23 protein-coding genes are annotated in these 23,899 nt (G+C 63.8%); 10 read left to right on the top strand and 13 right to left on the bottom strand.

The features are described 5' to 3' along the window. Positions 1-45: 45 nt before the first annotated feature. Complete coding sequence (locus G3N59_RS01975) at positions 46-810, bottom strand: glucose 1-dehydrogenase (protein ID WP_205980817.1); 765 nt, start codon at positions 808-810, stop codon at positions 46-48. A 149-nt stretch (positions 811-959) separates the two neighbouring features. Between G3N59_RS01975 and G3N59_RS01980 the strand changes: the two genes are divergently transcribed. From G3N59_RS01980 to G3N59_RS01990, 3 genes are all read left to right on the top strand, one after another. Beyond that, positions 960-1,880: a LysR family transcriptional regulator gene (locus G3N59_RS01980; RefSeq protein WP_205980818.1), complete on the top strand. Its 921-nt coding sequence runs from the start codon at positions 960-962 to the stop codon at positions 1,878-1,880. A 143-nt stretch (positions 1,881-2,023) separates the two neighbouring features. After that, on the top strand, positions 2,024-3,025 hold the full coding sequence (locus G3N59_RS01985) for an alpha/beta hydrolase (RefSeq protein WP_205980819.1): 1,002 nt from the start codon (positions 2,024-2,026) through the stop codon (positions 3,023-3,025). Positions 3,026-3,063: 38 nt separating this feature from the next. Then, positions 3,064-3,468, top strand: coding sequence for a nuclear transport factor 2 family protein (locus G3N59_RS01990; RefSeq protein ID WP_205980820.1), 405 nt, complete (start codon positions 3,064-3,066; stop codon positions 3,466-3,468). A 95-nt stretch (positions 3,469-3,563) separates the two neighbouring features. On the opposite strand, the gene G3N59_RS01995 is transcribed toward G3N59_RS01990, so the two are convergent. From G3N59_RS01995 to G3N59_RS02020, 6 genes are all read right to left on the bottom strand, one after another. Next, positions 3,564-4,232, bottom strand: coding sequence for a PqiC family protein (locus G3N59_RS01995; protein WP_205980821.1), 669 nt, complete (start codon positions 4,230-4,232; stop codon positions 3,564-3,566). After that, positions 4,229-5,866 carry an MlaD family protein gene (locus G3N59_RS02000; protein ID WP_205980827.1) on the bottom strand — a complete coding sequence of 546 codons (1,638 nt, stop codon included), beginning with the start codon at positions 5,864-5,866 and terminating at the stop codon, positions 4,229-4,231. Before G3N59_RS02000 ends, G3N59_RS01995 begins: the two co-directional genes overlap by 4 nt. Then, a complete protein-coding gene (locus G3N59_RS02005; RefSeq protein WP_205980828.1) occupies positions 5,859-7,256 on the bottom strand; it encodes a paraquat-inducible protein A in 1,398 nt (465 codons plus the stop codon). Before G3N59_RS02005 ends, G3N59_RS02000 begins: the two co-directional genes overlap by 8 nt. A 39-nt stretch (positions 7,257-7,295) precedes the next feature. Continuing rightward, positions 7,296-8,777, bottom strand: coding sequence for an efflux transporter outer membrane subunit (locus G3N59_RS02010; RefSeq protein ID WP_205980829.1), 1,482 nt, complete (start codon positions 8,775-8,777; stop codon positions 7,296-7,298). A 17-nt stretch (positions 8,778-8,794) separates the two neighbouring features. Beyond that, positions 8,795-10,315: an MDR family MFS transporter gene (locus G3N59_RS02015; protein WP_346777843.1), complete on the bottom strand. Its 1,521-nt coding sequence runs from the start codon at positions 10,313-10,315 to the stop codon at positions 8,795-8,797. Between the two features lie 91 nt (positions 10,316-10,406). Continuing rightward, positions 10,407-11,543 (bottom strand): HlyD family secretion protein, encoded by a 1,137-nt coding sequence (locus G3N59_RS02020; protein WP_205980831.1) that lies wholly within the window; start codon positions 11,541-11,543, stop codon positions 10,407-10,409. Here G3N59_RS02020 and G3N59_RS02025 point away from each other — a divergent pair. Next, complete coding sequence (locus tag G3N59_RS02025) at positions 11,542-12,351, top strand: CerR family C-terminal domain-containing protein (RefSeq protein WP_241023119.1); 810 nt, start codon at positions 11,542-11,544, stop codon at positions 12,349-12,351. The two genes, G3N59_RS02020 and G3N59_RS02025, sit on opposite strands and share 2 nt — an antisense overlap. Positions 12,352-12,446: 95 nt before the next feature. Beyond that, positions 12,447-13,103 (top strand): glutathione S-transferase family protein, encoded by a 657-nt coding sequence (locus G3N59_RS02030; RefSeq protein WP_205980833.1) that lies wholly within the window; start codon positions 12,447-12,449, stop codon positions 13,101-13,103. Between the two features lie 15 nt (positions 13,104-13,118). Here G3N59_RS02030 and G3N59_RS02035 read toward each other — a convergent pair whose 3' ends face one another. Beyond that, on the bottom strand, positions 13,119-13,514 hold the full coding sequence (locus G3N59_RS02035; RefSeq protein WP_205980834.1) for a hypothetical protein: 396 nt from the start codon (positions 13,512-13,514) through the stop codon (positions 13,119-13,121). Between the two features lie 266 nt (positions 13,515-13,780). Between G3N59_RS02035 and G3N59_RS02040 the strand changes: the two genes are divergently transcribed. Together G3N59_RS02040 and G3N59_RS02045 are read left to right on the top strand one after the other, a co-directional pair. Beyond that, a complete protein-coding gene (locus G3N59_RS02040; protein WP_205980835.1) occupies positions 13,781-15,370 on the top strand; it encodes a TrkA C-terminal domain-containing protein in 1,590 nt (529 codons plus the stop codon). Positions 15,371-15,420: 50 nt separating this feature from the next. Continuing rightward, a complete protein-coding gene (locus G3N59_RS02045) occupies positions 15,421-16,416 on the top strand; it encodes a 2-hydroxyacid dehydrogenase (RefSeq protein WP_205980836.1) in 996 nt (331 codons plus the stop codon). On the opposite strand, the gene G3N59_RS02050 is transcribed toward G3N59_RS02045, so the two are convergent. From G3N59_RS02050 to G3N59_RS02065, 5 genes are all read right to left on the bottom strand, one after another. Then, complete coding sequence (locus G3N59_RS02050) at positions 16,404-16,733, bottom strand: hypothetical protein (protein ID WP_205980837.1); 330 nt, start codon at positions 16,731-16,733, stop codon at positions 16,404-16,406. The two genes, G3N59_RS02045 and G3N59_RS02050, sit on opposite strands and share 13 nt — an antisense overlap. Beyond that, positions 16,730-17,104: a phage holin family protein gene (locus G3N59_RS02055; protein ID WP_205980838.1), complete on the bottom strand. Its 375-nt coding sequence runs from the start codon at positions 17,102-17,104 to the stop codon at positions 16,730-16,732. Before G3N59_RS02055 ends, G3N59_RS02050 begins: the two co-directional genes overlap by 4 nt. A gap of 161 nt (positions 17,105-17,265) precedes the next feature. Then, positions 17,266-18,126 (bottom strand): mechanosensitive ion channel family protein, encoded by an 861-nt coding sequence (locus G3N59_RS02060; protein WP_205980839.1) that lies wholly within the window; start codon positions 18,124-18,126, stop codon positions 17,266-17,268. Positions 18,127-18,344: 218 nt separating this feature from the next. Beyond that, positions 18,345-18,479, bottom strand: coding sequence for a hypothetical protein (locus G3N59_RS37245; RefSeq protein WP_277397883.1), 135 nt, complete (start codon positions 18,477-18,479; stop codon positions 18,345-18,347). A 168-nt stretch (positions 18,480-18,647) separates the two neighbouring features. Next, a complete protein-coding gene (locus G3N59_RS02065) occupies positions 18,648-19,124 on the bottom strand; it encodes a MarR family transcriptional regulator (RefSeq protein ID WP_205980841.1) in 477 nt (158 codons plus the stop codon). A gap of 115 nt (positions 19,125-19,239) precedes the next feature. On the opposite strand from G3N59_RS02065, the gene G3N59_RS02070 reads away from it, so the two are divergent. From G3N59_RS02070 to G3N59_RS02080, 3 genes are all read left to right on the top strand, one after another. Then, on the top strand, positions 19,240-20,067 hold the full coding sequence (locus G3N59_RS02070; RefSeq protein ID WP_205980843.1) for a p-hydroxycinnamoyl CoA hydratase/lyase: 828 nt from the start codon (positions 19,240-19,242) through the stop codon (positions 20,065-20,067). Between the two features lie 134 nt (positions 20,068-20,201). Next, positions 20,202-22,112: a feruloyl-CoA synthase gene (locus tag G3N59_RS02075; RefSeq protein ID WP_205980845.1), complete on the top strand. Its 1,911-nt coding sequence runs from the start codon at positions 20,202-20,204 to the stop codon at positions 22,110-22,112. Next, on the top strand, positions 22,109-23,893 hold the full coding sequence (locus G3N59_RS02080; protein WP_205980847.1) for an acyl-CoA dehydrogenase: 1,785 nt from the start codon (positions 22,109-22,111) through the stop codon (positions 23,891-23,893). Before G3N59_RS02075 ends, G3N59_RS02080 begins: the two co-directional genes overlap by 4 nt. Positions 23,894-23,899 lie beyond the last annotated feature (6 nt).

Here is a 23,899-nt window from a genome sequence, read left to right on the forward strand (position 1 = left end):
GGGCACACGGATGCTGAAGTTCGCAGCCGTGCGCCCATGCCACGTTCAGATCTGCTGCTGGCCGCCATCGACGAACAGTTCGATACCGTTCACGAAGCTCGCATCGTCCGAAGCGAGGAACAGCGCGGCGCTGGCGATTTCGTTCGGCTCGCCCAGACGGCCCATCGGGATCTGCGCGGCGAGGTAATCGGCGAGACCCTGGCGCTGGTCGGCGTCGTCACCGGCGAGGTCGAGCAAACCAGGCGTGCGGGTCGCGCCGGGGCTGATCGTGTTCACGCGGATCTGGCGGTCCTTGAGGTCGAGAATCCAGTTGCGGGCGAACGAGCGCACCGCAGCCTTCGACGCCGAGTACACGCTGAACGCCGCCGTGCCCGCGCTGCCCGCCGTCGACCCCGTGAGGATCACCGATGCGCCTTTCGTCAGCAGCGGCAGCGCTTTTTGCACCGTGAACAGCACGCCCTTCACGTTGCGGTCGAAGGTGTCGTCGAAGTGTTCTTCGGTGATGTTGCCGAACGGCAGCATCGAACCGCCGCCTGCGTTGGCGAACAGCACGTCCAGGCGGCCCTGTTCTTCCTTGATCTGTGCGTACAGCGCGTCGAGTTCGTCGAGCTTCGTGGAATCGACGCGCACGCCGGTCGCCTGGCCGCCTGCTTCGCGGATGCTCTTCACGGCGGCATCGAGTTCGGCCTGACGACGGCCGGTGAGGTAGACGTGCGCGCCTTCGTCGGCGAAACGCTGGGCGGTAGCCAGGCCGATGCCGCTGGTTGCGCCGGTAACGAGTGCGATCTTGTTGTCGAGTTTGCGTGCCATGGTGTTGCTCCTTTCGTTCGGTTCAGTGTTCAGGGGAAGGGTGTGTTCGGTGTTGCGTGCTGCGATGTGAGAAGAATATCGACGGCCCAGGCATTTCGAAATAGAATTGATTGCAATCCAACGTTGCATAAATGAAAAGATGAGGGCAAATGGCGAAGCTGCCTGATTTCGAAGGACTGGCGATGTTCGCGAAGGTCGCCGAGGAGGGATCGTTCGCGGCGGCGGCGCGCGTGATGGGCGTGTCGGTGGCGACGGTCTCGCGCGGCGTGGCCCGGCTCGAGGACCGGCTGGGCGCGCGGCTTTTCAACCGCACGTCGCGCCAGCTCGCGCTGACCGAGTTCGGCCGCACGATCTGCGAGAAGGCCGGCGAGATTTATCGCCAGGCGGAGGAGGCGGAAAGCGCGGCGCGCGAGATGTCGGTGCAGCCGCGCGGGCTGGTGCGCCTGGCGGTGCCGATGTCGTTCGGGCTGCGCTGGGTCGCGCCGCTGCTGCCGGGCTTCTTTCGCGCGTATCCGGAGGTGTCGATCGACCTGCATCTATCTGATGCGTCGGTCGATCTCGTTGCCGATGGCTTCGATGCCGCGCTGCGCATCGCCGCGTTGCCCGATTCGTCGCTGGTGGCGCGGCGGCTGTGCGCGGTGACGCAATACGTGGTGGCGTCGCCTGAGTATCTGGCGCGCGAAGGGCGGCCCGCGCATCCGCGTGAACTGGTGGATCGGCCGTGCCTCTCGTACGCGTATCGCGCGCGTAGCGATGTCTGGCGTTTCACGAACGAGGCAGGCGAAGAAGAACCGGTGATGCCGACCGGCCCGCTGCGCGTGACGAATTCCGATGCGCTGTTGCCCACGCTGCTCGATGGTCTCGCGATTGCGGAACTACCCGAATTCATCGCCGGAGAATATCTGGCCGATGGCCGGCTCGAAGCGATCCTCACCGACTGGTCGCTGACGAAGGGCGGTTTGTACTTCGTCACGCCATCGGCGCGGGCGCGGCCCGCGAAGGTGTCGGCGCTGTCCGATTACTTCGCCGAGCATCTTTCCGATCCCACCTGGCGTTGGCCTAAAGCGTAATGCGAGGCCTATCATTGCATTTATGCAACGATAGGTTTCAAACACTTCTATTTCGCAAATATCTCCCGATCCGTATTCTCCTTTCCATCGGCTGCACGACATCAGGTCGCCAGCCACTCAACCACCCGGAAAGGAGAATCACGATGACCACCCAAGCCACGCTGGCCACGCCCAACACCCCGAACACGCCCGATACCGCAACCGTCGCCTTCCTCGCTGCGCTCAACAGCGGCACCGGCCCGGCCATCGAAACGCTCACGCCCGCCGAAGCGCGCGAGGTGCTGGCAGGCGCGCAGCGCAGTGTGGAAGTGGACGTTTCGGGTATCGATGTCACGCGCCGTGTCATCGAGCAGGACGGCCTGAGCGTGCCGCTCGTCATCGTCAAGCCGCAGCAGGCGCAAGGCGTGTTGCCCGTGTTCATGTTCTTCCACGGCGGCGGCTGGATTCTCGGCGATTACCCGACGCACGAGCGCCTCGTGCGCGATCTCGTGGTGCAGTCGGGCGCGGCGGCCGTGTTCGTCGAATACACGCCTTCACCCGAAGCGCGCTATCCGGTTGCGATCAACCAGGCCTACGCCGCAACGAAGTGGGTCGCCGCGCAGGGCGAAGCCATCGGCGTCGATGGGGCGCGGCTGGCGGTGGTGGGCAACAGCGTGGGCGGCAATATGGCTGCGGTCGTCAGCCAGATGGCGAAGGATCGTCAAGGGCCGGCCATCCGCTTCCAGGGCCTCATGTGGCCGGTGACGGACCACGCATTCGATAACGCCTCCTACGACGCTTTCGAAAACGGCTACTTTCTGAGCCGCGACATGATGAAGTGGTTCTGGAACGCCTACATCGCCGACGCGAGCGACGCAGGCGAGCGTAACCAGCGTAACGAGCGCTACGCATCGCCGCTGCGCGCCACGCTCGACGAGTTGAAGGGCTTGCCGCCCGCGCTGATCCAGACGGCGCAGTTCGACGTGTTGCGCGACGAAGGCGAGGCCTATGGACATCGGCTCGATCAGGCGGGCAATGAAGTGACGACCACGCAGTACAAAGGCACGATCCACGATTTCGGCCTGCTCAACGTGCTCGCCGCCGATGCCCCGACACGCGCCGCCATGCAGCAGATGGCAACGGCATTGAAGACGCGTCTGCAATAAGAAGCGCCGCCATTAACGCCTTTTATATCGAGTCAATCATGAGTCATGCTAAACAACTGCTTGCCGCGTACGTCGAATCGATTCGCGACCCGCGTGCCGCCGCGTTCTTGTTCGCCGACGATGGCGTGCTGGAATTGCCGTATCTGAAATCGCTCGGCATCGATGGGCGTGCGCAGGGGCCGAAAGCGATTGAAGGTTTTATCGCCTCGCTACTCGCCAAAGTGCCGGATTTCGCGTTTAAAAACGTGCGCTATCTGATTGAAACGCCGGAGCAGGTTTTCGCCGAATATGAAGTCGAAGCGCTCGTGCCGTCGACGGGGAAAATCTATCGGCAGATGTACGCCGGGCGGCTGGTGGCGCGCGACGGCAAGATCGCGCTGTTGCGCGAGGCGCTGGATACGGTGGCGGCGGCCGACGCGTTTGCGATGACGCGCGCCGTTTGATGAAGCGAGCGCGCCGTCGATTCCGACGACGCGCTCGTGCGCGATTCACTGCTGCCGATACTCAAACGCTTGCATCGTTAGCCGCGCGGATAGGACTAGACCGGACAGCGCAGCGATGCTCCTTTTGCCCGCCCGTCGCTAATTGCACGAATGCCGTGCGCAATGGATTGCGACAGCGCATCGACCGCATGACGATGACCCGCCACGAGGGCGTCGTAACCGTTGCCCACGGGCTCGTCGATTACGCTGCGGCAGGTCATCACCGTTTGCGTATCGAGTGCGCGCACGCTCCACACCGCGTCGAGCAGCGCATGCGAGCCGGGCCACGATTCGAAGCGCTGCACGTTCACGCTCACGCGATAGACCGGCACGTTAGCCGGATGCGGCGAGCCATACACGTCGATGGTGTTCAACTGCCGCGTGAGATCGCCCGAGAGCGCGCGGCGGATTTCGTCGCCGGGCATCGACGCCCAGCGCTCCTGTTCCAGCACCTTCACCTGCGTGGCGTCGGTCTGCACGACAAGCTGCGTCTTCGCGACTTGCGGCGGTACATCGACCGGCGCAAGCTCGATGAGCCACGCCGGATTGCCCGCGCCAACCGGCGCGGCGGCCTGCGAAGTGCGTGCGCCGTCGCCGCTCGGGCTCAGCGTGTAAAAACGGCTGGCGGGCGAGGCGCAGCCCGCGAGCGTTGCCGCGAGGACGAACGCCGAGGCGAACGTCGCAAGCGCGGTAGGAAGCCGCGGGTTAAGCCGGCAAAACGTCATGGCGTGTCTCCTGATTTGCCGCGCAGCAGCGATTCGGGGTGGCGCTCCAGATAATCCGAGAGCGAGTTGAGCGATTGCAGCGTGCGCGTGAGTTCCTGCAGCGCCTGATGCACGTCCGACTGCAACGGCGAGTCCTGCTGCAACGTGGACTGAGCGGCGCTGAAGGTCTTTTGCGCTTCGTCGAGCGTGCCCTTCATCTGCGGCAGCAGTTCGTTGTTGACCTTGCCGAACAACTGGTTCGCGCTCTTGAGCGACTCGTTCAGGTTATTGCCGATCTTGTCGAACGGAATCTGATTGAGCTTCTTCGTGATGTCGGCGACCTGCTGTTGCAGTTCTTCCAGCGAGTTCGGCACCGTCGGCAGTTCCATCGGGTCGCTGTCGAGGTTGTACTTCGCAGGCGGCGAATTCGGGAACACATCGAGGGCGATGTAAAGCTGGCCCGTCAGCAGGTTGCCGTTACGCAATTGTCCGCGCAGGCCCCGCTCGACGAGGCGCTGAATGAACTCGCGACCTTGCGGCGATCCTGGCTGTGGCGTGGCGCCGCCGCGGTTCTTGCGCACGAGACGCAGCGGGTACAGATCCATCGTCACCGGCATGGTGAAATTGCGCTGCTTCGGATCGTATTCGATGCCGATATCTGTCACCTGGCCGAGCGCGATGCCGCGGAAATCCACCGTCGCGCCCACGGAAAGGCCGCGCAGCGACTGGTTGAAGTACATCACCACACGTGACGGCGTGCCGTCGGGCTCACGCATGGCTTCGCTTTCGTCCGAGGCGAGCGTGAAGGTGGCGTTGTCGGGCGCCTGCGGGCCCATCGCGCGGCCAGTCGGCGCCTGAAACGCCAGACCGCCCGCCACGACAGTCGCGAGCGACTGCGTGTTGACCTTGAAACCGCTGGCGTCGAGCTTCACGTCCACGCCACTCGCGTGCCACCAGCGCGTATTCGTGCCCACGTACTGATCGTAGGGCGCGCGCACGAACACCTGCACGCTCACGCCTGCGCCATCCTTGTCGAGCGCATAGCCGGTGACCTGGCCGACCTGAATGCGCCGATAGAAAATCGGCGTGCCGATATCGAGCGAACCCAGATCCGCGCTATGCAGCGAGTAGCGATGACCTTTCTCGTCGATGGTCACGGCGGGCGGCGTTTCCAGTCCGGTGAAATCGCTGGCGGTTTCGTCGGAACGGCCGGCATCTGCGCCAATGTACGAACCGGAAAGCAGCGTGCCCAGGCCCGATACGCCGCCCGCCCCCACGCGCGGACGCACCACCCAGAAGCGGCTGTCCTTGCGCGCGAAGTTCTCGGCGTCCTTGGTGAGTTCGACCGTCACCAGCACGTGCGAGAGGTTGGGCGAGAGCTTGATGGCGCGCACCGAGCCAATCTCGACTTCCTTGTATTTGACCTTCGTCTTGCCAGGTTCGAGCCCTTCGGCGGACAGGAACGTGATCGTGAGCGTCGGCCCGCGCATGGCGACGGACTTCACCACCAGCGCAATGCCGATCAGCGCCGCGATGAGCGGCACGATCCAGACGAGCGAGGGCAGCCAGCGTCTGGGCTGGACGATCTCGGGCTCGCTTGCGCCCGGAACGTGGTCGTCGCCGGAAGGCGTGTGGGTTCCTTTCGGACTAGTCATGCGGATGTTCCATGGTGTATTGCGAGGGTTCTTCAGCGACCGGCGCGGCGCGGGAAACCGGGTCCCAGATGAGTCGCGGGTCGAACTGCATCGACGCCAGCATCGTCAGAATGACGACCGCACCGAAGGCGATGGCGCCCGGGCCCGCGGTGACCGTGCCGAACGTGCCGAAGCGCACCAGCGCAACGGTGAGTGCGATGACGAAGATATCGAGCATCGACCAGCGGCCGATGACTTCGACAACGCGGTAAAGCGTCGTGCGTTCCGCGGTGCGCCATCTGGAGCGCCGCTGCGAGGTCAAGGCGAGGAGCGCGAGCGCAGAGATCTTGAGCATCGGCACCATGATGCTGGCGATGAAAACGATGCTCGCGATCAGCCATTCGCCGGTCAGCCAGAAGTGGACGATGCCGCTCAGGATGGTGTCGCCGCGATCATGTGCGAGCGTCGCCGTGTTCATGATCGGCAGGACGTTCGCAGGAATGTAGAGAATCGCCGCGGCGCTCAGGAACGCCCAGGTGCGCCGCAGAGAGTCAGGCCGACGCAGGTGCATCGGCGCATGGCAGCGCGTGCAGCGCGGCTTGTGCTGCTTGTGCGACTTGCGCGGCGTGCGCGCGAGAAGCTGCCGCGACTCCAGCTGACCGCAGACATGGCAGCAGGCCAGACCGGCGTCTTTGGCGGTGACGTGGCCCGCGACGCCATCGGCACCCTCGGCGCTGGAGTCGCGCGTAGAGCGCAACTTCGGCGCGTAATGGCCCGGGTCGTTATCGCCGCCGATTAGTGGTGCGCGCAACGAATCCGCTATTTCCCAGAGCCTGCGAAAATCGAACATCGCCACGACGGTCAGCATCAAGGTCAGCGCCGCGAAAGCGAACAGCGCGGTCTGCGGCATCACGCGCGAGATGCTCACCAGTTTGACGATGGCGACCAGAATGCCCACCATGAAAACTTCGAGCATGCCCCACGGCCGCACGAACCCGATCACGTGCATCACGTGGCGAAAGCCGGGCGGAACGATGCCTCGCCGGATCGGCAGCAGCAGATAGAGCAGCGCCACGATCTCGACGAGCGGAAACAACACCGTCGCGCAGAACACCAGCGAGGCGACGGCGTACATGCCCTGGCTCCACAAGACCGCGAGCGCGCCGATCAGGCTCGATTCCGAGGTAATCCCGTTAGCGTCCAGCTCGATGATGGGAAACGCCTGCGCGATGATGAAGGTGACGAGCGCGGCGACGGTGATGGCGCACAGGCTGTCGAGTTGCGCGGCGCTTTCCCGGTAGAGCGTCGAGCCGCACCGCGAACAGCACGCGGTCTGGCCTCCGGGCAGGAGGCGAGGCCTGCGGAAAAGGGCGTCACAGTGGCGGCACGCTACGAGTGTGGGGTATGGCATCAAAGACAACGAAGGGCAAAATTCAACAACGGTCGGCGATCATGTTTGCGGCTGTTGCCAACCGAGGCCCAGGCTTTTCTGCAGCGAAACATAATCCTTGAGCAGTTCCGCCTGTCCCGCGACGACGTCCTGCTGGGCCGAAAATTCGGCACGCTGCGTGTCCAGCAGATCGACGAGACTGACGGTGCCGGCGCGATAGCGCTGCCGCGTCAGTTCCGCCGAATGCACCGCGGACTTCTGGACCTTCAGCAGCGTCGCCAGGTGTTCGCGCTGGTAGCCGTAGCGCGACAAGCCGTCGTTCGCATCCTGGAGCGCGCCCAGTACCGCCTTTTCGTAGTTCGCGATGGCTTCGTCACGCGACGCTTCTGCGCCGTGCACGGCGCCCAGCGTGCGGCCGAAATCGAACAGGTTCCACGAGAGATAAGGCGCACCCAGCCAGGTGGCGTTTTCCTTGCGGAACAGGTGGCCTGGGTCGGCGGCGGAATAACTCAGATCGCCGTACAGCGTGACCTTCGGGAAAAAATCGGCGATGTGTTCGCCAATTTGCGCGTTGCTCGATGCGAGACGACGCTCCGCTGCGCGAATGTCCGGGCGCTGCGCGAGCATTTTAGCCGGATCACCCACGGCTACGTCAGTTGGCAGGTTCGGCAATGCACTCGCCTGCGCCAGTTCGGCGTCGAGCGCGCCCGGCGCCTTGCCCGTGAGCACGGCAAGCTCATCGAGCGAGATTTCCACCTGGGAGGCGAGCGGCGTGATGGTCGAGCGGGTGTTTTCGACCTGCGTCGTGAGGCGCTCGACATCGACATCGGCGGCCGTGCCGCCCGCGCGTCGCTGCTCCGTCAGCGTGAGACTTTTCTGCTGCAGCTCGGCCGTGCGCTGCGCGATGAGCAGGCGCTGCTGCTGGTCGCGCAAGCCGATATACGCCTGGGCGACTTCGGCGGCGAGCGAAACCTGGGCATCGGCGAGATCGGCATTGACGGCTTCGGACTGCGCATCCGCGGCTTCGATCGCGCGGCGCGTGCCGCCGAACAGATCGATTTCCCACGAGGCATCGAAGCCTGCGGTGTACAGCGAAAGAGGGCCGCGTCCCGACGAGCCTGCGCTCGAATCGGCCGACGACAGCGCGCTGAGATCGGGCTCGCGCATGCGTACTGTGGCGGCATCGGCGGAAAGCTTGGGCATTTCGGCCGCACGTTGCTGCTGCAACTGCGCGCGCGAGGCGCGCAGCCGTGCCTGCGCCGCGCGCAGATCCGGGTTATGGGCGAAAGCGGCCGCGATCAACGAATCGAGTTGCGCATCGTTGAGCGCCAGCCACCATTGATTCGGCGCGGGCGAAGTGGCGACGACGCCTTTCGCGGGAGCGCGCACGAAACTGGCGGCGCTGGCCGCTTCGGGCGCAACCGCAGGCGCGCCGTAATAATCGGGCCCAACCGTGCAGGCGGCCAGCAGGCACGCGGCGCATGCCACGGCGATTGCACTGACTGCGCTCACGCGAGGGTGGAGGGAATTGGTTGCCGTCATGTTGGATTCAATACACTTCAATGAGCTTCTACCGGAGCCGCGCCGGGACGCGGATTCTTGAGCAGGAAGGCGAGCGGAATGCAGGCGAGCAAGGCGACGCCGAGCACCCAGAACGTTTCCGAATAGGTGATGACGATCGACTGCGTCTGGATCTGCGCAGCCAGTTGCCCCAGCGCCTGCAGCTTCGCGTAGGTCATGTCGCCGGTCTGCGCAAAAAAGCTCGCCGCGCTCGCGACGATATGTTCCTGTCCGATGATCGAGTTATTCGTGACCGCCTCGCGAAGCACGGCCGTATGGAAGGTTTCGCGCCGATCGATCAAGGTGCCGATAATCGCCAGGCCGACCGAGCCGCCAAGATTGCGCGCCATGTTGTAGATGCCCGCGGCGTCGCCGGATTCTTCGCGCGAGACGGTCGCCATGGCCGCCTGATTGAGCGGCATCATCGAGAGAATCTGCCCAATGCCGCGTAGAAGCTGCGACCAGGTGAAATCGTGGCCGACACTCAGCGCGGTCAGCGTGGTGTCGAGCATGCAACTCCACGCGAAAAGCAGCAGCCCCGTGATCACAAGCGCACGAATATCGAACTTGCCAAGCAGGCGCGGCAGGATCGGCATCGTCAGCATCGCGGGGATGCCGGAGAGCAGCATGACCATGCCCGATTGTTCGGCGTTATAACCGGCAACCTGACTCAGAAACTGCGGTAGCAGATACGAAATGCCATAGAGACCCGCGCCCACCATAAAGACAATCACATTCACGCTGGCGAAACGCATGTTGCGCATCAGCGAGAGGCGCAGTATCGGCTTTCTCGCGACATACTGCGAGATCCCGATCAGCACCATGCCGAAAAGCGACACAAAGGTGAGGCTGACGATCATCTGCGATTCGAACCAGCGTTCGCGCTGGCCTTCTTCCAGCACCACGGTGAGCGAACTGAGGCCAATCGCGAGCCCGACGATGCCAATCCAGTCGGCCTTCAGGAATTCTTCCCAGTGCGGACGATCAGGGCCGAGCCCGTAAATCAGCAGGCCAATCAGCGCGAGGCACACGGGAAGGTTGACGAAAAAGCACCAGCTCCAGCTGATGTTCTCGGCCAGCCAGCCGCCGACCACCGGGCCCAGCAACGGCCCGAGCAGCGCGGTCAGGCCAAACGCCGTCATGCCGATGGGCAACTGCGAAGGTGGCAGGCGCGTGCGGATGATGGTCTGCGCGGTCGGGATCATTGCGCCGCCCGTGAAGCCCTGGCCGATGCGCCCAATAATCATCACGGCGAGCGAGCCCGACCAGCCGCACATCATCGAAAAGCCGATGAACAGCGTCGCGTTGGCGAGCAGGAAGTTGCGCAGGCCGAACACGCGCGTGAGCCACGCGGCGAGCGGAATCATGACGATTTCCGACATCAGGTAGCCCGTGGAAATCCACGTGCCCTCGGTGCCGGTCGCGCCGATTTCGCCCTGAATCTGCGGCAGCGCCGAGTTCGTGATCGAGATGTCGAGCGTGGCGATCAGCGCGCCCAGCGCGCCCGCCGCGACCGCAATCCAGTCCGAGGCGCTTGCACGCTCGCCCTGAGCATGCGGCGCGCTCGTCGTACTGACCGCACTGACCGCGTTTGCCGAAGCCGTGCTTGCGTTACTCACGATGATTCTCGGCGTCGATGCGGTGCTCGTCGTCGCGCGAGGATCGGGTATCGACTTCGGCGGTCACGGACATGCCTGGCAGCAGCACCTTGCGCGTTTGCGGGCCGGTTTCCAGACGGATGCGCACCGGCACGCGCTGGACGATCTTCGTAAAGTTGCCGGTCGCGTTCTCCGCGGGCAGCAGGGCGAACTGCGCGCCCGTGCCCGGCGAGAAGCTGTCGACGACGCCGTGCAGCTTGTGGCCGGAGAGCGCATCGACGGAGATGTCCACGGGCTGACCGATGCGCATGCGCCCGATCTGCGTTTCCTTGAAGTTGGCTGTCAGATAGAGGTCCGCGACGGGGACGACCGACAGCATCCGCGTGCCGGGCTGCACGAACTGCCCGACGCGCACCGTACGGTCGCCGACGCGGCCCGCGATGGAACTCGTCACCACCGTATGGTCGAGATCGAGCTGGGATTGTGCGGTGCTCGCTTTGGCCGCTTCGAGTTGTGCGCGCGCCTGACCGAGTTGCGCGGTCAGTGCGCCCACCTGCGAGCGGGCCGATTCGACAGCGGCGTGATCGGCGGCCAGCGTGGCCTGCGCCTGATCGCGCGAGCTTTTGAGTTCAGAGAGCTTTTCCGCGGTTTCCGCGCCGGACGCCACGAGCGGTGTGTAGCGCGCGACTTCGTCCTGCGCATGGCGCAGGCTGACGCGCGCCACGTCTTCCTGGGCGAGCGCCTGGGCAATATTGGCGCGCTGCTGCGCGAGTTGGGCGTTCGCGTGTTCGATGTCGGCATTGCGCGCATCGACGGTGGCTTTGGCCTGTTGGAGCGCCGCCTGGTACTGCCGGGTGTCGAGCCGCACCAAAGGATCGCCGACCTTGACGACCTGGTTGTCCGCCACGAAGACATCGGTGATATAGCCGCTCACCTTGGGAGCGACCGTCACGCTATCGGCCTGCAGATAGGCGTCGTCGGTGCTCTCGATAAAGCGCCCGACCAGCCACCAGTGGCCCGCCCAGCTTGCCCCGCCGATCAGCGCTACGACTGCGGCCCCAATCAGCATGCCGCGTTTCGAACCGCGCGTTTGCGCGCTTTGTTGTGTGTCCTGGCCTTCGCGGCCCGGCGCCCCTGCTGTCGTCGACATGGTGTGGAAAACCCCAATTTATTCCAATTGGACGAATTATTCCATCCGGAAAATATCTGTCAAGTGTTATATTTTGGAAGTTTTCCTACTGAATCTTTTTCCTATGTCTGAATCCAGGCGCCCGCGCCACCCGGCAGAAGGTGGCTACGCACGCGGCGAAGAAACCCGTAAAAAGCTGATCGACGCCGCCATTTCCCTGTTTGGCCAGTACGGATTCGCCGGTGCTTCGACACGGGACATCGCGGCCCGCGCGGGTGTCAACGCGCCTGCGCTGCAGTATTACTTCCAGAACAAGGAGGGCGTTTATCGGGCCTGCGCCGAGGCGCTCGTCGACGATGCCCTGCAGGTTCTGGAGCCGGCGCTCGTGCAGGCGCAGGAGACGCTGAAAGGCGACAAGCCCCAGAGCGAACTGGTCGACGCCTTCATCGACCTTCAGTGCGCCATTGCCGATCTGATGTTCAGAAAGGGGCGCGAAACCGACCGCCGGCTCTTCTTTGCGCGCGAGCAAGGCGGCGGCGAGCCCGAAATTGGCTCGCAAGTGTTGCGCGATCGTCTGCGTACGCCGATGAACAAGGTGAACGCCGCCCTGATCGCGCGCATCACGGGACGCGAAGAAAACGATCCGCTGACCATCGTGCGCATGATCAGCATCTGGGGGCAGTTTTTTGCGTTCCATGTCGCGCGCGAGTCGACGTTGTCGATGCTTGGCTGGGACGAGATCGACGGCGAAAACGCGGAGTTTGTGAAAGCCACCGTGAGTGCGCAAACCCGCTCGCTGCTGCATTCCTGGCAAGTCGAGGCCAGATGAGCGGCGTTTCTCCGGTTCGTTAGATCGCGGAAGTTTTATGATGGAGAGCGGCAAATCCCGGATGCTTTTTGTGTTGCTGCACAGGAGATCTCACGATGTCGCTCGCGCTCTACGGTCATCCTTTTTCCTCGTACACGCAGAAGGCGCTGATTGCGCTGTACGAGAACGCCACGCCGTTTGAGTTTCGCGCCATCGGGCCGGACTCGCCGCATTCGGCCGAGTGGTTGCGGCGCTGGCCGCTGCGCAAGTTCCCGCTGCTGCTGGACGGCGAGCGCCATGTCGCCGAGTCCAGCATCATCATCGAATATCTTCAGCAGGCCCATCCCGGGCCCGTGACGCTATTGCCCGCCGACCCGCAGGCGGCACTCGACGTGCGTTTTCTCGACCGTTTCTTCGATCTGCATGTGATGACGCCGATGCAGCGCGCCGTCGATGGCGCGTTGAGCGGCGACGCCGCGCGCCGTGAAGAAGGCCTGGCGTGGGCCGCGCAGAAACTCGACCTGGCCTATGCGTGGCTCGACGAGGAACTGGCTGGCCGCACGTGGGCGGCAGGCGAGGATTTCACGCTGGCGGACTGCGCGGCGGCGCCTTCCTTGTTCTACGCAGACTGGACCCATCGCATTCCCGAGGCGTTTGCGAATTTGCGCGCGTATCGGGCGCGCTTGCTGGCGCGTCCTTCGTTTGCGCGCGCGGTGGAAGAGGCGCGGCCGTATCGGGCGTTCTTTCCGCTCGGTGCGCCCGATCGCGATTGATGCAATGCGGCGACGCTAACCGACGAGACGCGCCCAGACATGGCGTAAGCGCCGCGCCCGGTCTTCGAACAGAAATGACGCGCCCAGCGTAATCAGCCCCGAAACCATGCCGGTGAGCAGCGCTTCGGGAAAGACGTAATGGCTGGGATGCGAGTAGGTATCGCCGATGGCCGTCAGCGCGCCCATGACCAGCGCGTTGCCATAACGATTCGAATAGAGTTTTGCCAGCGGCGTGAACGTGAGCAGCACGGCCAGCAGGCCGGTGAAGAGGCCGGTCTTGAACGCCAGCGCCCAATGCGCGGCGCTCATGATGTTGGTCCAGCTGCCGGGCATGCAGGTCATGCAGGCGCTGGTCGGTTGCCAGAAACGCTGCACGAACAGGCGGATACGGCGCTTCCAGTCGGTGGACATCGGCAAGGTCTCCAGGCGCGGGCTGGCGGCATGATCGATAAGCCATAAGCCGCCGTCCGACTTGAAGCATGCTACACCAGCGCGCGCTGCGCTCAAGCCGTGCACGTGTATGCAAACATCGGCAATCCGCATGCGCGCTGGGCGCGTCTTTCCAATTCGCGCGCTTTCAATTGAGCGCTTTAAACGCAGCGCGCGAAAGAATGGTCTGTAATGCGAGGCAGCGAGAGGCGGTTTCAGCCTCCGGTTCGTCGACAAGGATGCCTTGCATGGACGCGATCAAGACGCTGCTGGAAACCCAGCCATTGCTCACGCTCTTCGTGACGGTGGCGCTGGGCTATGTGGTGGGCGAGTTGAGCATCAAGGGCGTGTCGCTGGGTTCCGGCGCGGTGCTGTTCGTCGGGCTTGCAATAGGCGGATGGGCGCCGAAGTCCGCGCCGCCTGCCTTGCTCGGCACGCTCGGCCTGCTGCTGTTTCTTTACGGCATCGGCATTCAATACGGCGACCAGTTCTTCAAAGGGCTGACGAGCGCCAACGGACTCAAGGCCAACGCGGCGGCGATCCTCGGTGTGATCGGCGCGGGCTTCGTGGCCATCGCACTGGTGCCCTTGTTCGGCGTGCGGCTCGATCAGGCGCTGGGCATGTTCGCGGGTTCGGGCACGAGCACCGCCAGTCTGCAGGCCGCCATGGCCGCGATGAAAAGCGATGGCGCGACGGTGGGTTACAGCGTTTCCTATCCTTTTGGCGTGGCCGGGCCAATTCTGTTTCTCTACGCGCTCGGCGCCGTGCTCAAGCCCAAAATCGTGCCGCCGCCGCCCAGGCTGATCGAGACCGCCGAAATCGCGCTCAGGAACCCCGATCTGATCGGCCTGAAGCTGTCGGAATTGATCCAGCGTCTGCCGCACGGCGTCTTTATCGCGGCGGTGCGGCGCGCTCATCACAACCAGCAGCCCGAAGCCGATCTCGTGCTTCAGGCCGACGACGTGCTGCTCGCCACCGCCACCGATCCGCTGCTGTTGCGCGATACCACGGCTTTATGCGGCGAGTTGCAGCCGGGCCGCATGACCAACCATCGCGAAGATCTGGCCTATATGCGCGTGTTCGCGTCGAGCCGGCTGGTGGTCGGGCATGCGCTGCGCGATCTGCGTTTTCCTGATGGCGTCGCCTGTTCGATTGCGCATGTGCGGCGCGGCGATGTGGACATGATGCCGGGCCAGGAATTGATCCTCGAATTCGGCGACCGCGTCGGGCTGCTGGCCAATCAGGTTCACCACAAAAGCATGCGCGCGTTCTTCGGCGATTCGATCAAGGGGACCGCTGAACTGAGCTTTATTTCGATCGGCGTGGGCGCGGCGCTCGGGCTGATCGCGGGCGTGATTCCGGTGCCGATTCCCGGCGTTGGCCACCTGACGCTCGGTCTGGCGGCGCTGCTGCTGGTGGCGCTGTGTCTCGGACGGGTGCGGCGTTTTGGCCCGTTCGTCTGGACCATGCCGCTCACGGCCAATCTGGTGCTGCGCAATTTCGGCCTGACGATCTTTCTGGCGCAGGTGGGCATGGCGTCCGGGCCCAAGTTCTTTGCGACAGTCGGCACAACTGGCGTTTCTTTCCTGCTGTATGGGCTGGTCATTGTGCTAGCGTTGCTGATCATCACGGCGGTGTGCTGCCTGTGGATTTTCCGTCTGCCGTTCGACGCGGCGATGGGCGTACTCAGCGGCGCGACCGGCAACCCGGCGATTCTGGCGTTTGCCAACCGCGTGGCACCGACGGATCTTCCGGACGTCGGCTACGCGATGATTTTCCCGTCGATGACTATTGTGAAAATTCTGTTCGTGGAGATCGCCGTCGCGTTGATGCGCTGATGCATTGACGACGAAGCCGTATTTCACGAATCTTTATCCGGAGCAAGTAGATGGATATCGCCGTATTCAGTGCCAAGCCTTATGACCGCGAGTTTCTCAATGCCGCGAATGCGGGGCACGGCCATAAACTCAGATATCTCGACGATCCACTCAATGAGGATACCGTAGGATTGGCGGCGGGCCATCGCGCGATCTGTATCTTCGTCAACGACAAGGCCGACGCCGGTATTCTCGAAACGCTCGCGCGCGGCGGCACGGAACTGGTCGCGTTGCGCTGCACCGGTTTCAATAATGTCGATCTCAAGGCCGCTGCGGATATCGGCATCAAGGTGGTGCGCGTGGTCGATTACTCGCCCAATTCGGTTGCCGAGCACGCCGTTGCGCTGCTGATGGCGATCAATCGCAAGGTTCATCGCGCCTATAACCGCACGCGCGATTTCAATTTCGCGCTCGACGGGCTGATGGGTTTCGACCTGTGCGGCAAGACTGTTTCCGTGATCGGCACGGGCAAGATCGGCCGTGCGTTTGCGCGCATCATGGTTGGCTTTGGCTGCGATGTGATCGGCTATGACGCCTATCCTTCGCCGGAATTCGAAGCGCTGGGTGGACGCTATGGGCAGCCGGGCGAAATTGGCCTGAACGCCGATATCGTTTCGCTGCATTGCCCGCTGACGCCGCAGACCTACCACGTCATCAACGCCGATACGCTGGCGCGCGCCAAGCGCGGCGCGCTGCTCATCAACACGAGCCGTGGCGGACTGATCGATACGGAGGCGGCGCTGGCGGCGCTCAAGAGCGGGCAACTGGGCGGGCTGGCGATCGACGTGTACGAGCAGGAAGCGGATGTGTTCTTTCGCGATCTCTCCGGCACGATCATCGACGACGATGTCCTGCAACGCTTGATGACCTTCCCGAATGTGATCGTGACCGGGCACCAGGCGTTTCTCACGCGCGAAGCCGTTTCGACGATCTGCGAAACGACCTTGCGCAGCATTGCCGAGTTCGAACAAGGTCAGCCGCTGACCAACGAAATTCACGCGGAATGATGCGGGCGCGTCGAACGCGCGGACTGGATGCGGACGTTGTGCGCGATCCAGCCCAGCCAGCCGGAGCGCGCCATCATCGGCAGGACGCGTTTCGGCCCGAACACCACCGTGCCGAGTAGCGCCGATCCCAGCAGCGTGACGCGCGGCGCGCCAGCCAGCGCGCGGCCAAGATTCGCGATCGACAGAGACTGATCGCGCGGCGCGGCAAGTCCCAGCCGCAAGCCGATATTGGCGAGCAGCAGTTCTGTGCGCGCCATTTCCATGCGGGTGAGCAAGGCGGCTTCGCGCGCGTGGCGCAGGCGGGTACGTCGATTCATTTGAGTGCCTCTTTGACCGTTTCGACATCGGCTCGCAATTCGTCGCGCAGTACTCCGAACGATTGTGCATGCCGTTGTGCGCGGAAAATCAGCAGCGCGGCGAGCGAGAGCAGGAGCCAGGCCGCAGCGATGCCCCAGACTACCGCGAGGAAATACGCCGTATTCCACGCCGAGGCAATCAGCGCGAAACAGAAGAACGACAGCGTGAAGAGCAGGGTGACCGCCAGTGCCACCAGCGCGAGCATTTCGCGCATGATGCGTGCACGTGTCTCGGCCAGTTCGATCATGAACAATTCCCCGTAGTCCGTCATACGGGCGATGAGGAACCGCGACACATTGCGCCAGCGGTCGAGCTTTGCTTGCATCGACATGGCCATCCTCCCGCAAAATGCTGCGCTGCGAATGCGCTGTTTAGCAGCGGGTCGCGCACCGGTCTTGCGCGACGCCCGAAACGGTCGCTATTGCCTCAACTGCCCCCAACGGCGCGGCGCTCCTGATACACGAGCGCGCGCTTTTTATACGGCGCTTCCCGTTACGAATGCGATAGCGCCGCGTTCATTTCATCGCGCTCATGCCGCGCGGGCGTGCCCGTCACCGCCAGTCCTGCGCTGTCCAGCGCCTCGCGCGCGTGGGCACGCAGATCGTCGGCGGCGTAGGCGGCATCGGCGTTGCGCACCCATGCGGCGATGCGCAGCCGCACGCCTCCCTTCGACGGATAACTCTCGACGGCAACGGTCGGCGCGAGCGTGTTGCCGGCCAGCACGCGCGGCTCGTCGGCAACCATTTTCTTGAGTTCGCCGATGGCGGAATCGACCTGATCGCGGCGCGCGAGATCGACCGTCACGTCGACCCGTTGGGTGCCGCCGCTGCTGTAGTTGATGACGGGATTGCTCCAGATCTGGCTGTTCGGCACGAACACGTCGTTGCCGTCGCCGCGCTCGATACGCGTGGTGAACAGGCCCACTTCGCGCACGATGCCCGCTGCCGCGCCGCTGCCTTCGATCACGTCGCCGGCGCGGAACGGCCGCAGCATCAGCAGCATGATGCCGGCCGCGATGTTCTGCAGCGTGCCCTGCAAGGCGAGACCGATCGCCAGCCCGGCCGCGCCGAGCGCAGCCAGCACGCTGGCGGTCGCAATGCCGATTTCGCTCAGCGACGCGACGATCGCGATCACCCGCACGGCCCACGCGGCGATGCCGGCGAGCATGGGCGCGAGCGTCGGGTCCGCGTGCGAGCGGGCGAGCATATTGGCGAAAAGCTGGGCGATACGGTTCGAGATCCACCAGCCGATCGCGATGATGAGCACCGCGACGATCAAATGGAGAACGTCGTGCGTCACCGTCGCGAGCAGCGACGGTTGCAGATGGAAGAGCCGATTGAAGAATTCGTCCATGGTTCAGGGCCACCCGTTGTGATGGCACTGATACAGCAGGCGGCGTGCCCGTGAACGGGGCCGCAACAATGGACAGGGCGCGCGTGCGAATCTGCGCGCCCGAAAAACGGCGTTCTACAGGCACACACGACGCAAACGCCAGAAGCACAACGCTTCCGGCGCACGGTGATGCCTTACAACAAGAGCACGACTACGGGCGGATTCTGCCCGCGGGCCGCTTAGTAGCGGCGCTGGGCTTCTGCGAGCAGTTCGCAGTATTCCAGGTGGCGGTTGAGCGCCTTCGTGCCAAGGCGGCTGAGCGCCTCAACAGCGTGATTCACGTTAGACGAAAGTGCAGCGATGAGCGCAGCCATGATGTCCTCGATTCGATCAGGGTGATTACCTAGGGGTTTTCCCTATTATAGGCTCCCCTTCCTGGAATGCAAGGACGATGTGTTGCAATGCGACATTCTTGCGCGTCGATATGTCCCCAGAATGTCCTGAGCGGCGCGCGGCGGCGCTGCACATCGCTTCGAGCCGCTTCAGGCCGCCCGCAGATTCCGCACGCACGCATGCAGCAAGCCGTGCAGCGCCTGCGCAGTCTGGGCATCCATATCGTCGAGCATGGCGCCTTCCACGTGATCGGCGGCAGCGTCGCAATCCGCGAGCAGCCGCACGCCCGCATCGGTCAGCGAGAGCAACACGATGCGGCGGTTCAGCGGATCGGCGGCGCGCGTGACCCAGCCCTGCGCTTCCATCGTCTTCACCACTTCGTTGGCCGATTGCGGCGTGATGAACGAACGCTCGGCAATCTGCGCATTCGACGATTGACCGCGCGCGCGCAACACCGAAAGCGCCGTGTACTGCGGCAACGTAAGACCGTGGCGCGCGAGCGCTTCGGCGAGGCGGCGCGACACGATGCGGTCGAGCTGGCCAATCAGATAGCTCAGGCGCATGGGCGGCACGGCGTGCGGGCTGGGTTCGGCGACAGGGGGCGTGGGAGCAGTTTTACGGGTCATCGACGTGACGTTCAGGGTTTGTACCAACGACATCATATTCTACTTTACATATCAGGTAGCCTGATAGTAAATTGAGATCAAGCCGCGAGTGCGGCAATGTCCACGGAGAAAGACAATGAGCTACGAAGGTCGCTGGAAAACGGTCAATGTTACGGTGCAGGGCGGGATCGCGTGGGTGGCATTCAATCGCCCCGAAAAGCGTAACGCAATGAGCCCGACGCTCAATAAGGAAATGATCGACGTTCTCGAGACGATCGAACTCGACCCGGAAGCGCAGGTGCTCGTGCTGACCGGCGAAGGCGATGCCTGGACGGCCGGCATGGACCTGAAGGAATACTTCCGCGAAGTCGATGCGGGCCCGGACGTGCTGCAGGAACGTATCCGCCGCGACGCGAGCCGCTGGCAATGGCAGTTGCTGCGCATGTATTCGAAGCCGACCATCGCGATGGTCAATGGCTGGTGCTTCGGCGGCGGGTTCTCGCCGCTGGTGGCCTGCGATCTGGCGATTGCCGCCGACGAAGCCGTGTTCGGCCTGTCGGAAATCAACTGGGGCATTCCGCCGGGCAATCTGGTCAGCAAGGCGATGGCCGATACGGTGGGTCACCGCCAGGCGCTGTACTACATCATGACGGGCGAAACTTTCACGGGCCCGCAGGCCGCGCAGATGGGCCTCGTCAACAAGAGCGTGCCGCGTGCGCAACTGCGCGAGGAAACGCTGGCGCTGGCCGCAAAGCTGCTCGACAAGAATCCGGTAGTGCTTCGGAATGCGAAGCATGGCTTCAAGCGCAGCCGCGAACTGACGTGGGAGCAGAACGAGGATTATCTGTACGCCAAGCTCGATCAGGCGAACTATCGCGACAAGGAAGGCGGCCGCGAGCAGGGCCTCAAGCAGTTCCTCGACGACAAGAGCATCAAGCCCGGTCTGCAGGCTTACAAGCGCTAAACGCGCATCCGCAGTCCACGCAAAAAGAAGCCACGCCGCTCGCGGATACCCGCAGAGACAAAAAGCACGAGCGGCGTCCCAACCGGGATAATCAGGACTAGCAGGACAAAGCTGGAACAACCAGGAGACAGGTTTTGGTATCGGACCACAACCACGCAGGCGGCGCACCCGGATGCCGGGGCGTGGCCATCGGTTCCGTCTCGCCGCGTATCGAGCGGCGCGGCGAGTGCTGGTATCTGGAGGCGGGCGAGCCGCTGGGCGCCTATCCCGAGCGCTTCACCGACCGTCTGGAGCGCGGCGCGCTCGACCACCCCGACCGCCTGCTCGTTGCACGGCGCGACGCAAACGGCGCATGGCAGGGCGTCACCTACGCGCAGATGCTCGAACAGGCGCGCGCGATCGGTGCGGCGCTGCTGCAGCGCGGCCTGAGCGCGGCGCGGCCCGTTGCGATTCTTTCGGGCAACGGCATCGAACATCTGCAGATGGCGTTTGGCGCGATGTGGGCGGGCATTCCGTATGCGCCCATTTCGCCGGCCTATTCGCTGTTTTCGGGCGATTACGGCAAGCTGCGCCATGTGCTGGAACTGCTCACGCCGGGCCTCGTTTTCGCCGACGATATCGACGCTTACGCGCAAGCACTGGACACTGTGCTACCCGCCGATGTCGAACGGGTGAGCGCCGCGCCTTCGCAACGCCCAAGTGCGCCCGTCACGCGTTTTGCGGCGCTGCTCGACACGCCGCCGCAAGGCGCCGACGCTGCGCACGCGGCAATCGACGGCGACACCATCGCCAAGTTTCTCTTCACTTCAGGATCGACGCGCTTGCCCAAAGCCGTGCCCACCACGCACCGCATGCTTTGCGCGAATCAGCAGATGCTGCTGGAGACGTTCCCGCAATTCGGCATCGAAGCGCCCGTGCTGGTGGACTGGCTACCGTGGAATCACACCTTCGGCGGCAGTCATAACGTGGGCATCGCGCTGTATAACGGCGGCACGCTTTATATCGACGATGGCAAGCCCGTGCCTGGCAAGTTTGAGGAAACGCTGCGCAATCTGCGTGACATTGCGCCGACGATCTATTTCAACGTGCCCAAAGGCTGGGAAGAACTGACCGTCGCGCTCGAAACCGATGCCGCGCTGCGCGAGCGTTTTTTCTCGCGTGTGAAGATGTATTTCTTCGCGGGTGCGGGGCTTTCGCAGGCGGCGTGGGAGCGGCTCGAACGCGTGACGCTCGCGCATTGCGGCGAGCGCATTCGCATCATGGCGGGGCTGGGCATGACGGAGACGGCGCCCTCGTGTCTGTTCACCACGGGGCCGGTGGCGCGCGCCGGTTATATCGGCCTGCCTGCGCCGGGATGTCTGGCCAAGATCGCGCCGGTGGATGGCAAGCTGGAAGTGCGTTTTCGCGGCCCGAACGTGATGAGCGGGTATTGGCGCGCGCTGCCCGAGCATGCCAAAGACGTGTTCGACGAAGAGGGTTATTACCGCACCGGCGACGCCGTGCGCTTTGTCGATCCGCAGCAGCCGGAACTGGGTCTGGCCTTCGATGGCCGCATCGCCGAGGACTTCAAACTGGCGTCGGGCACCTTCGTGAGCGTCGGGCCGATGCGCGCGCGCATCATCAGCGAAGGCGCGCCGTATGTGCAGGACGCTGTCATCACCGGCATGAATCGCGACGATGTGGGCGTGATGATCTTTCCGCGCCTCGATGCGTGTCGCAAGCTCGCGGGGTCCGGCAATCAGGCGAGCGCAGCAGACGTGCTCGCCGCGCCTGCCGTGCGTGCGTTCTTCGCGGCGCTGGTTGCGCGATTGAATGCGAGCGCTACGGGCAGCGCAACGTATATCGCGCGTCTGCGTTTGCTGGCAGTGCCGCCATCGCTCGATCTGGGCGAGGTCACGGATAAAGGCTCGATCAATCAGCGTGCGGTGCTGCAACATCGCAATGCGCTGGTCGAAGCGATGCACGCGCCCGATGCCGATGATCCCGATGTGCTGCTTTCGGCGCCGCGTAACGTTGCCGTTGCGCGGCAGGAAAACGTCTCATGACATCGACGTATCGGGCGCCGTTGCGCGATATGCGCTTCGTGATCGCCGAATGGCTGGACGCCGCCGCATGGTGGCGCGAAGTGCCCGCATGGGCCGATCTGGATGCGCAGACCGCGCAGCAGGTGCTCGAAGAAGCGGCGCGCTTCGTGCAGGAGCGCGTCGCACCGCTCAACGCGAGCGGCGACACCGAAGGCTGTCGCTTCGAGCACGGCGAAGTGACGATGCCGGCGGGTTTTCGCGAGTCTTACGCGGCGTATGTGGAAGCGGGCTGGCCAACGCTCGCGCTTGATGTCGAGCGCGGCGGTCAGGGCTTGCCGCAACTGCTCGACGTGGCCTTGCAGGAAATGCTCGCGGGCGCGAATCACGCCTGGCTGATGTCGCCGGGGCTCACGCATGGCGCGACGGCCTGTCTCGCCGCATATGGTTGCGCGCGCATCCAACGTGACTGGCTGCCGAAGGTCGCAAGCGGCGCGTGGCTCACGACGATGTGCCTCACCGAGCCGCAGGCGGGCAGCGACCTCGCGTTGCTGCGAACACGCGCCGTGCTTGATGTATCCGATGCGGATGGCGAACGTTACCGCATCGACGGCACGAAGCTTTTTATCACCGGCGGCGAGCACGACCTGACCGACAACATCGTTCATCTCGTGCTCGCGCGTTTGCCCGATGCGCCTGCGGGCACCAAAGGTCTATCGCTCTTTGTCGTGCCCGCGTGGCTGGACGATGGACGAACACGCAATGGCGTGCATTGCGAAGGCATCGAAAAAAAGCTCGGGCTCAAGGCGAGTCCCACCTGCACGATGCGATTCGAAAATGCGCACGGCTGGCTGGTGGGCGAGGCGCATCGCGGCCTCGCGTGCCTGTTCGTGATGATGAATGCGGCGCGCCTGCAGGTGGCGATGCAGGGTGTCGGTCACGCGCATACGGCGTGGCAGCGTGCATCGGACTATGCGCAGGAACGCGTGCAGATGCGTGCGATCAGCGCGCCGCCGAATGCGGACCATGACCCGCAGCGGCCCGCGCCTATTGCGTTTCATCCGGCCATGCGGCGCATTTTGATGGAATTGCGGGCGATGGTCGAAGGCGAGCGCGCGATCGGCTATTGGATTGCGCATTGGCTCGATATTTCCGCACATCACGCCGATCCTGTTGCGCGTGGCGAAGCGCAGCGGCTGGCTTCGCTGCTTACGCCGGTTGCGAAAGCGTTTTTTACGGCCAATGGTTTCGCGGCCGCGTCGAATGCGCTGCAGGTGTTTGGCGGTTACGGGTATATCCACGAATATGGCATCGAGCAAACGTTGCGCGATAGTCGCGTGAGCATGCTTTATGAAGGCACGAACGAGATTCAGGCGATCGATCTGCTGATTCGCAAGATACTCGCCGACGATCAGGCGGCTCTGGCGCTCTTGCTCGCACATGTGCGCGCAGAAGCACAGCAGAGCGAAGGCGGTGCGCGACTCGGCGCGCTGGCCGACGACGTGGAGCGCGTCACCCATCGCGTCGCGCGCCATCATGCCGAAGATTCCGAAACCGCCTACCGTGTCGCTGACGATTATCTCGCGCTGATCGGCTGGCTGCTGCTGGCGTTCGCCTGGACGCGCACGTTGCGGTTGGCATCGTCGCCGGAGCACACGGTTAGCGACGATCCCTTTTACGCCCAGAAGCGCGAGACCGCGCGCTTTTTCTTCGACTATCCGCTGGCGGCGTTCGCGCATCGTCTGGCATTGGTCGAAGCGGGTTGCGCTGCGCCATTGCCGCATATCACACCGGCATTGCTGTAATTGATT

The sequence above is a fragment of the Paraburkholderia sp. Ac-20340 genome (assembly GCF_017104965.1).
Lineage (GTDB): Bacteria > Pseudomonadota > Gammaproteobacteria > Burkholderiales > Burkholderiaceae > Paraburkholderia.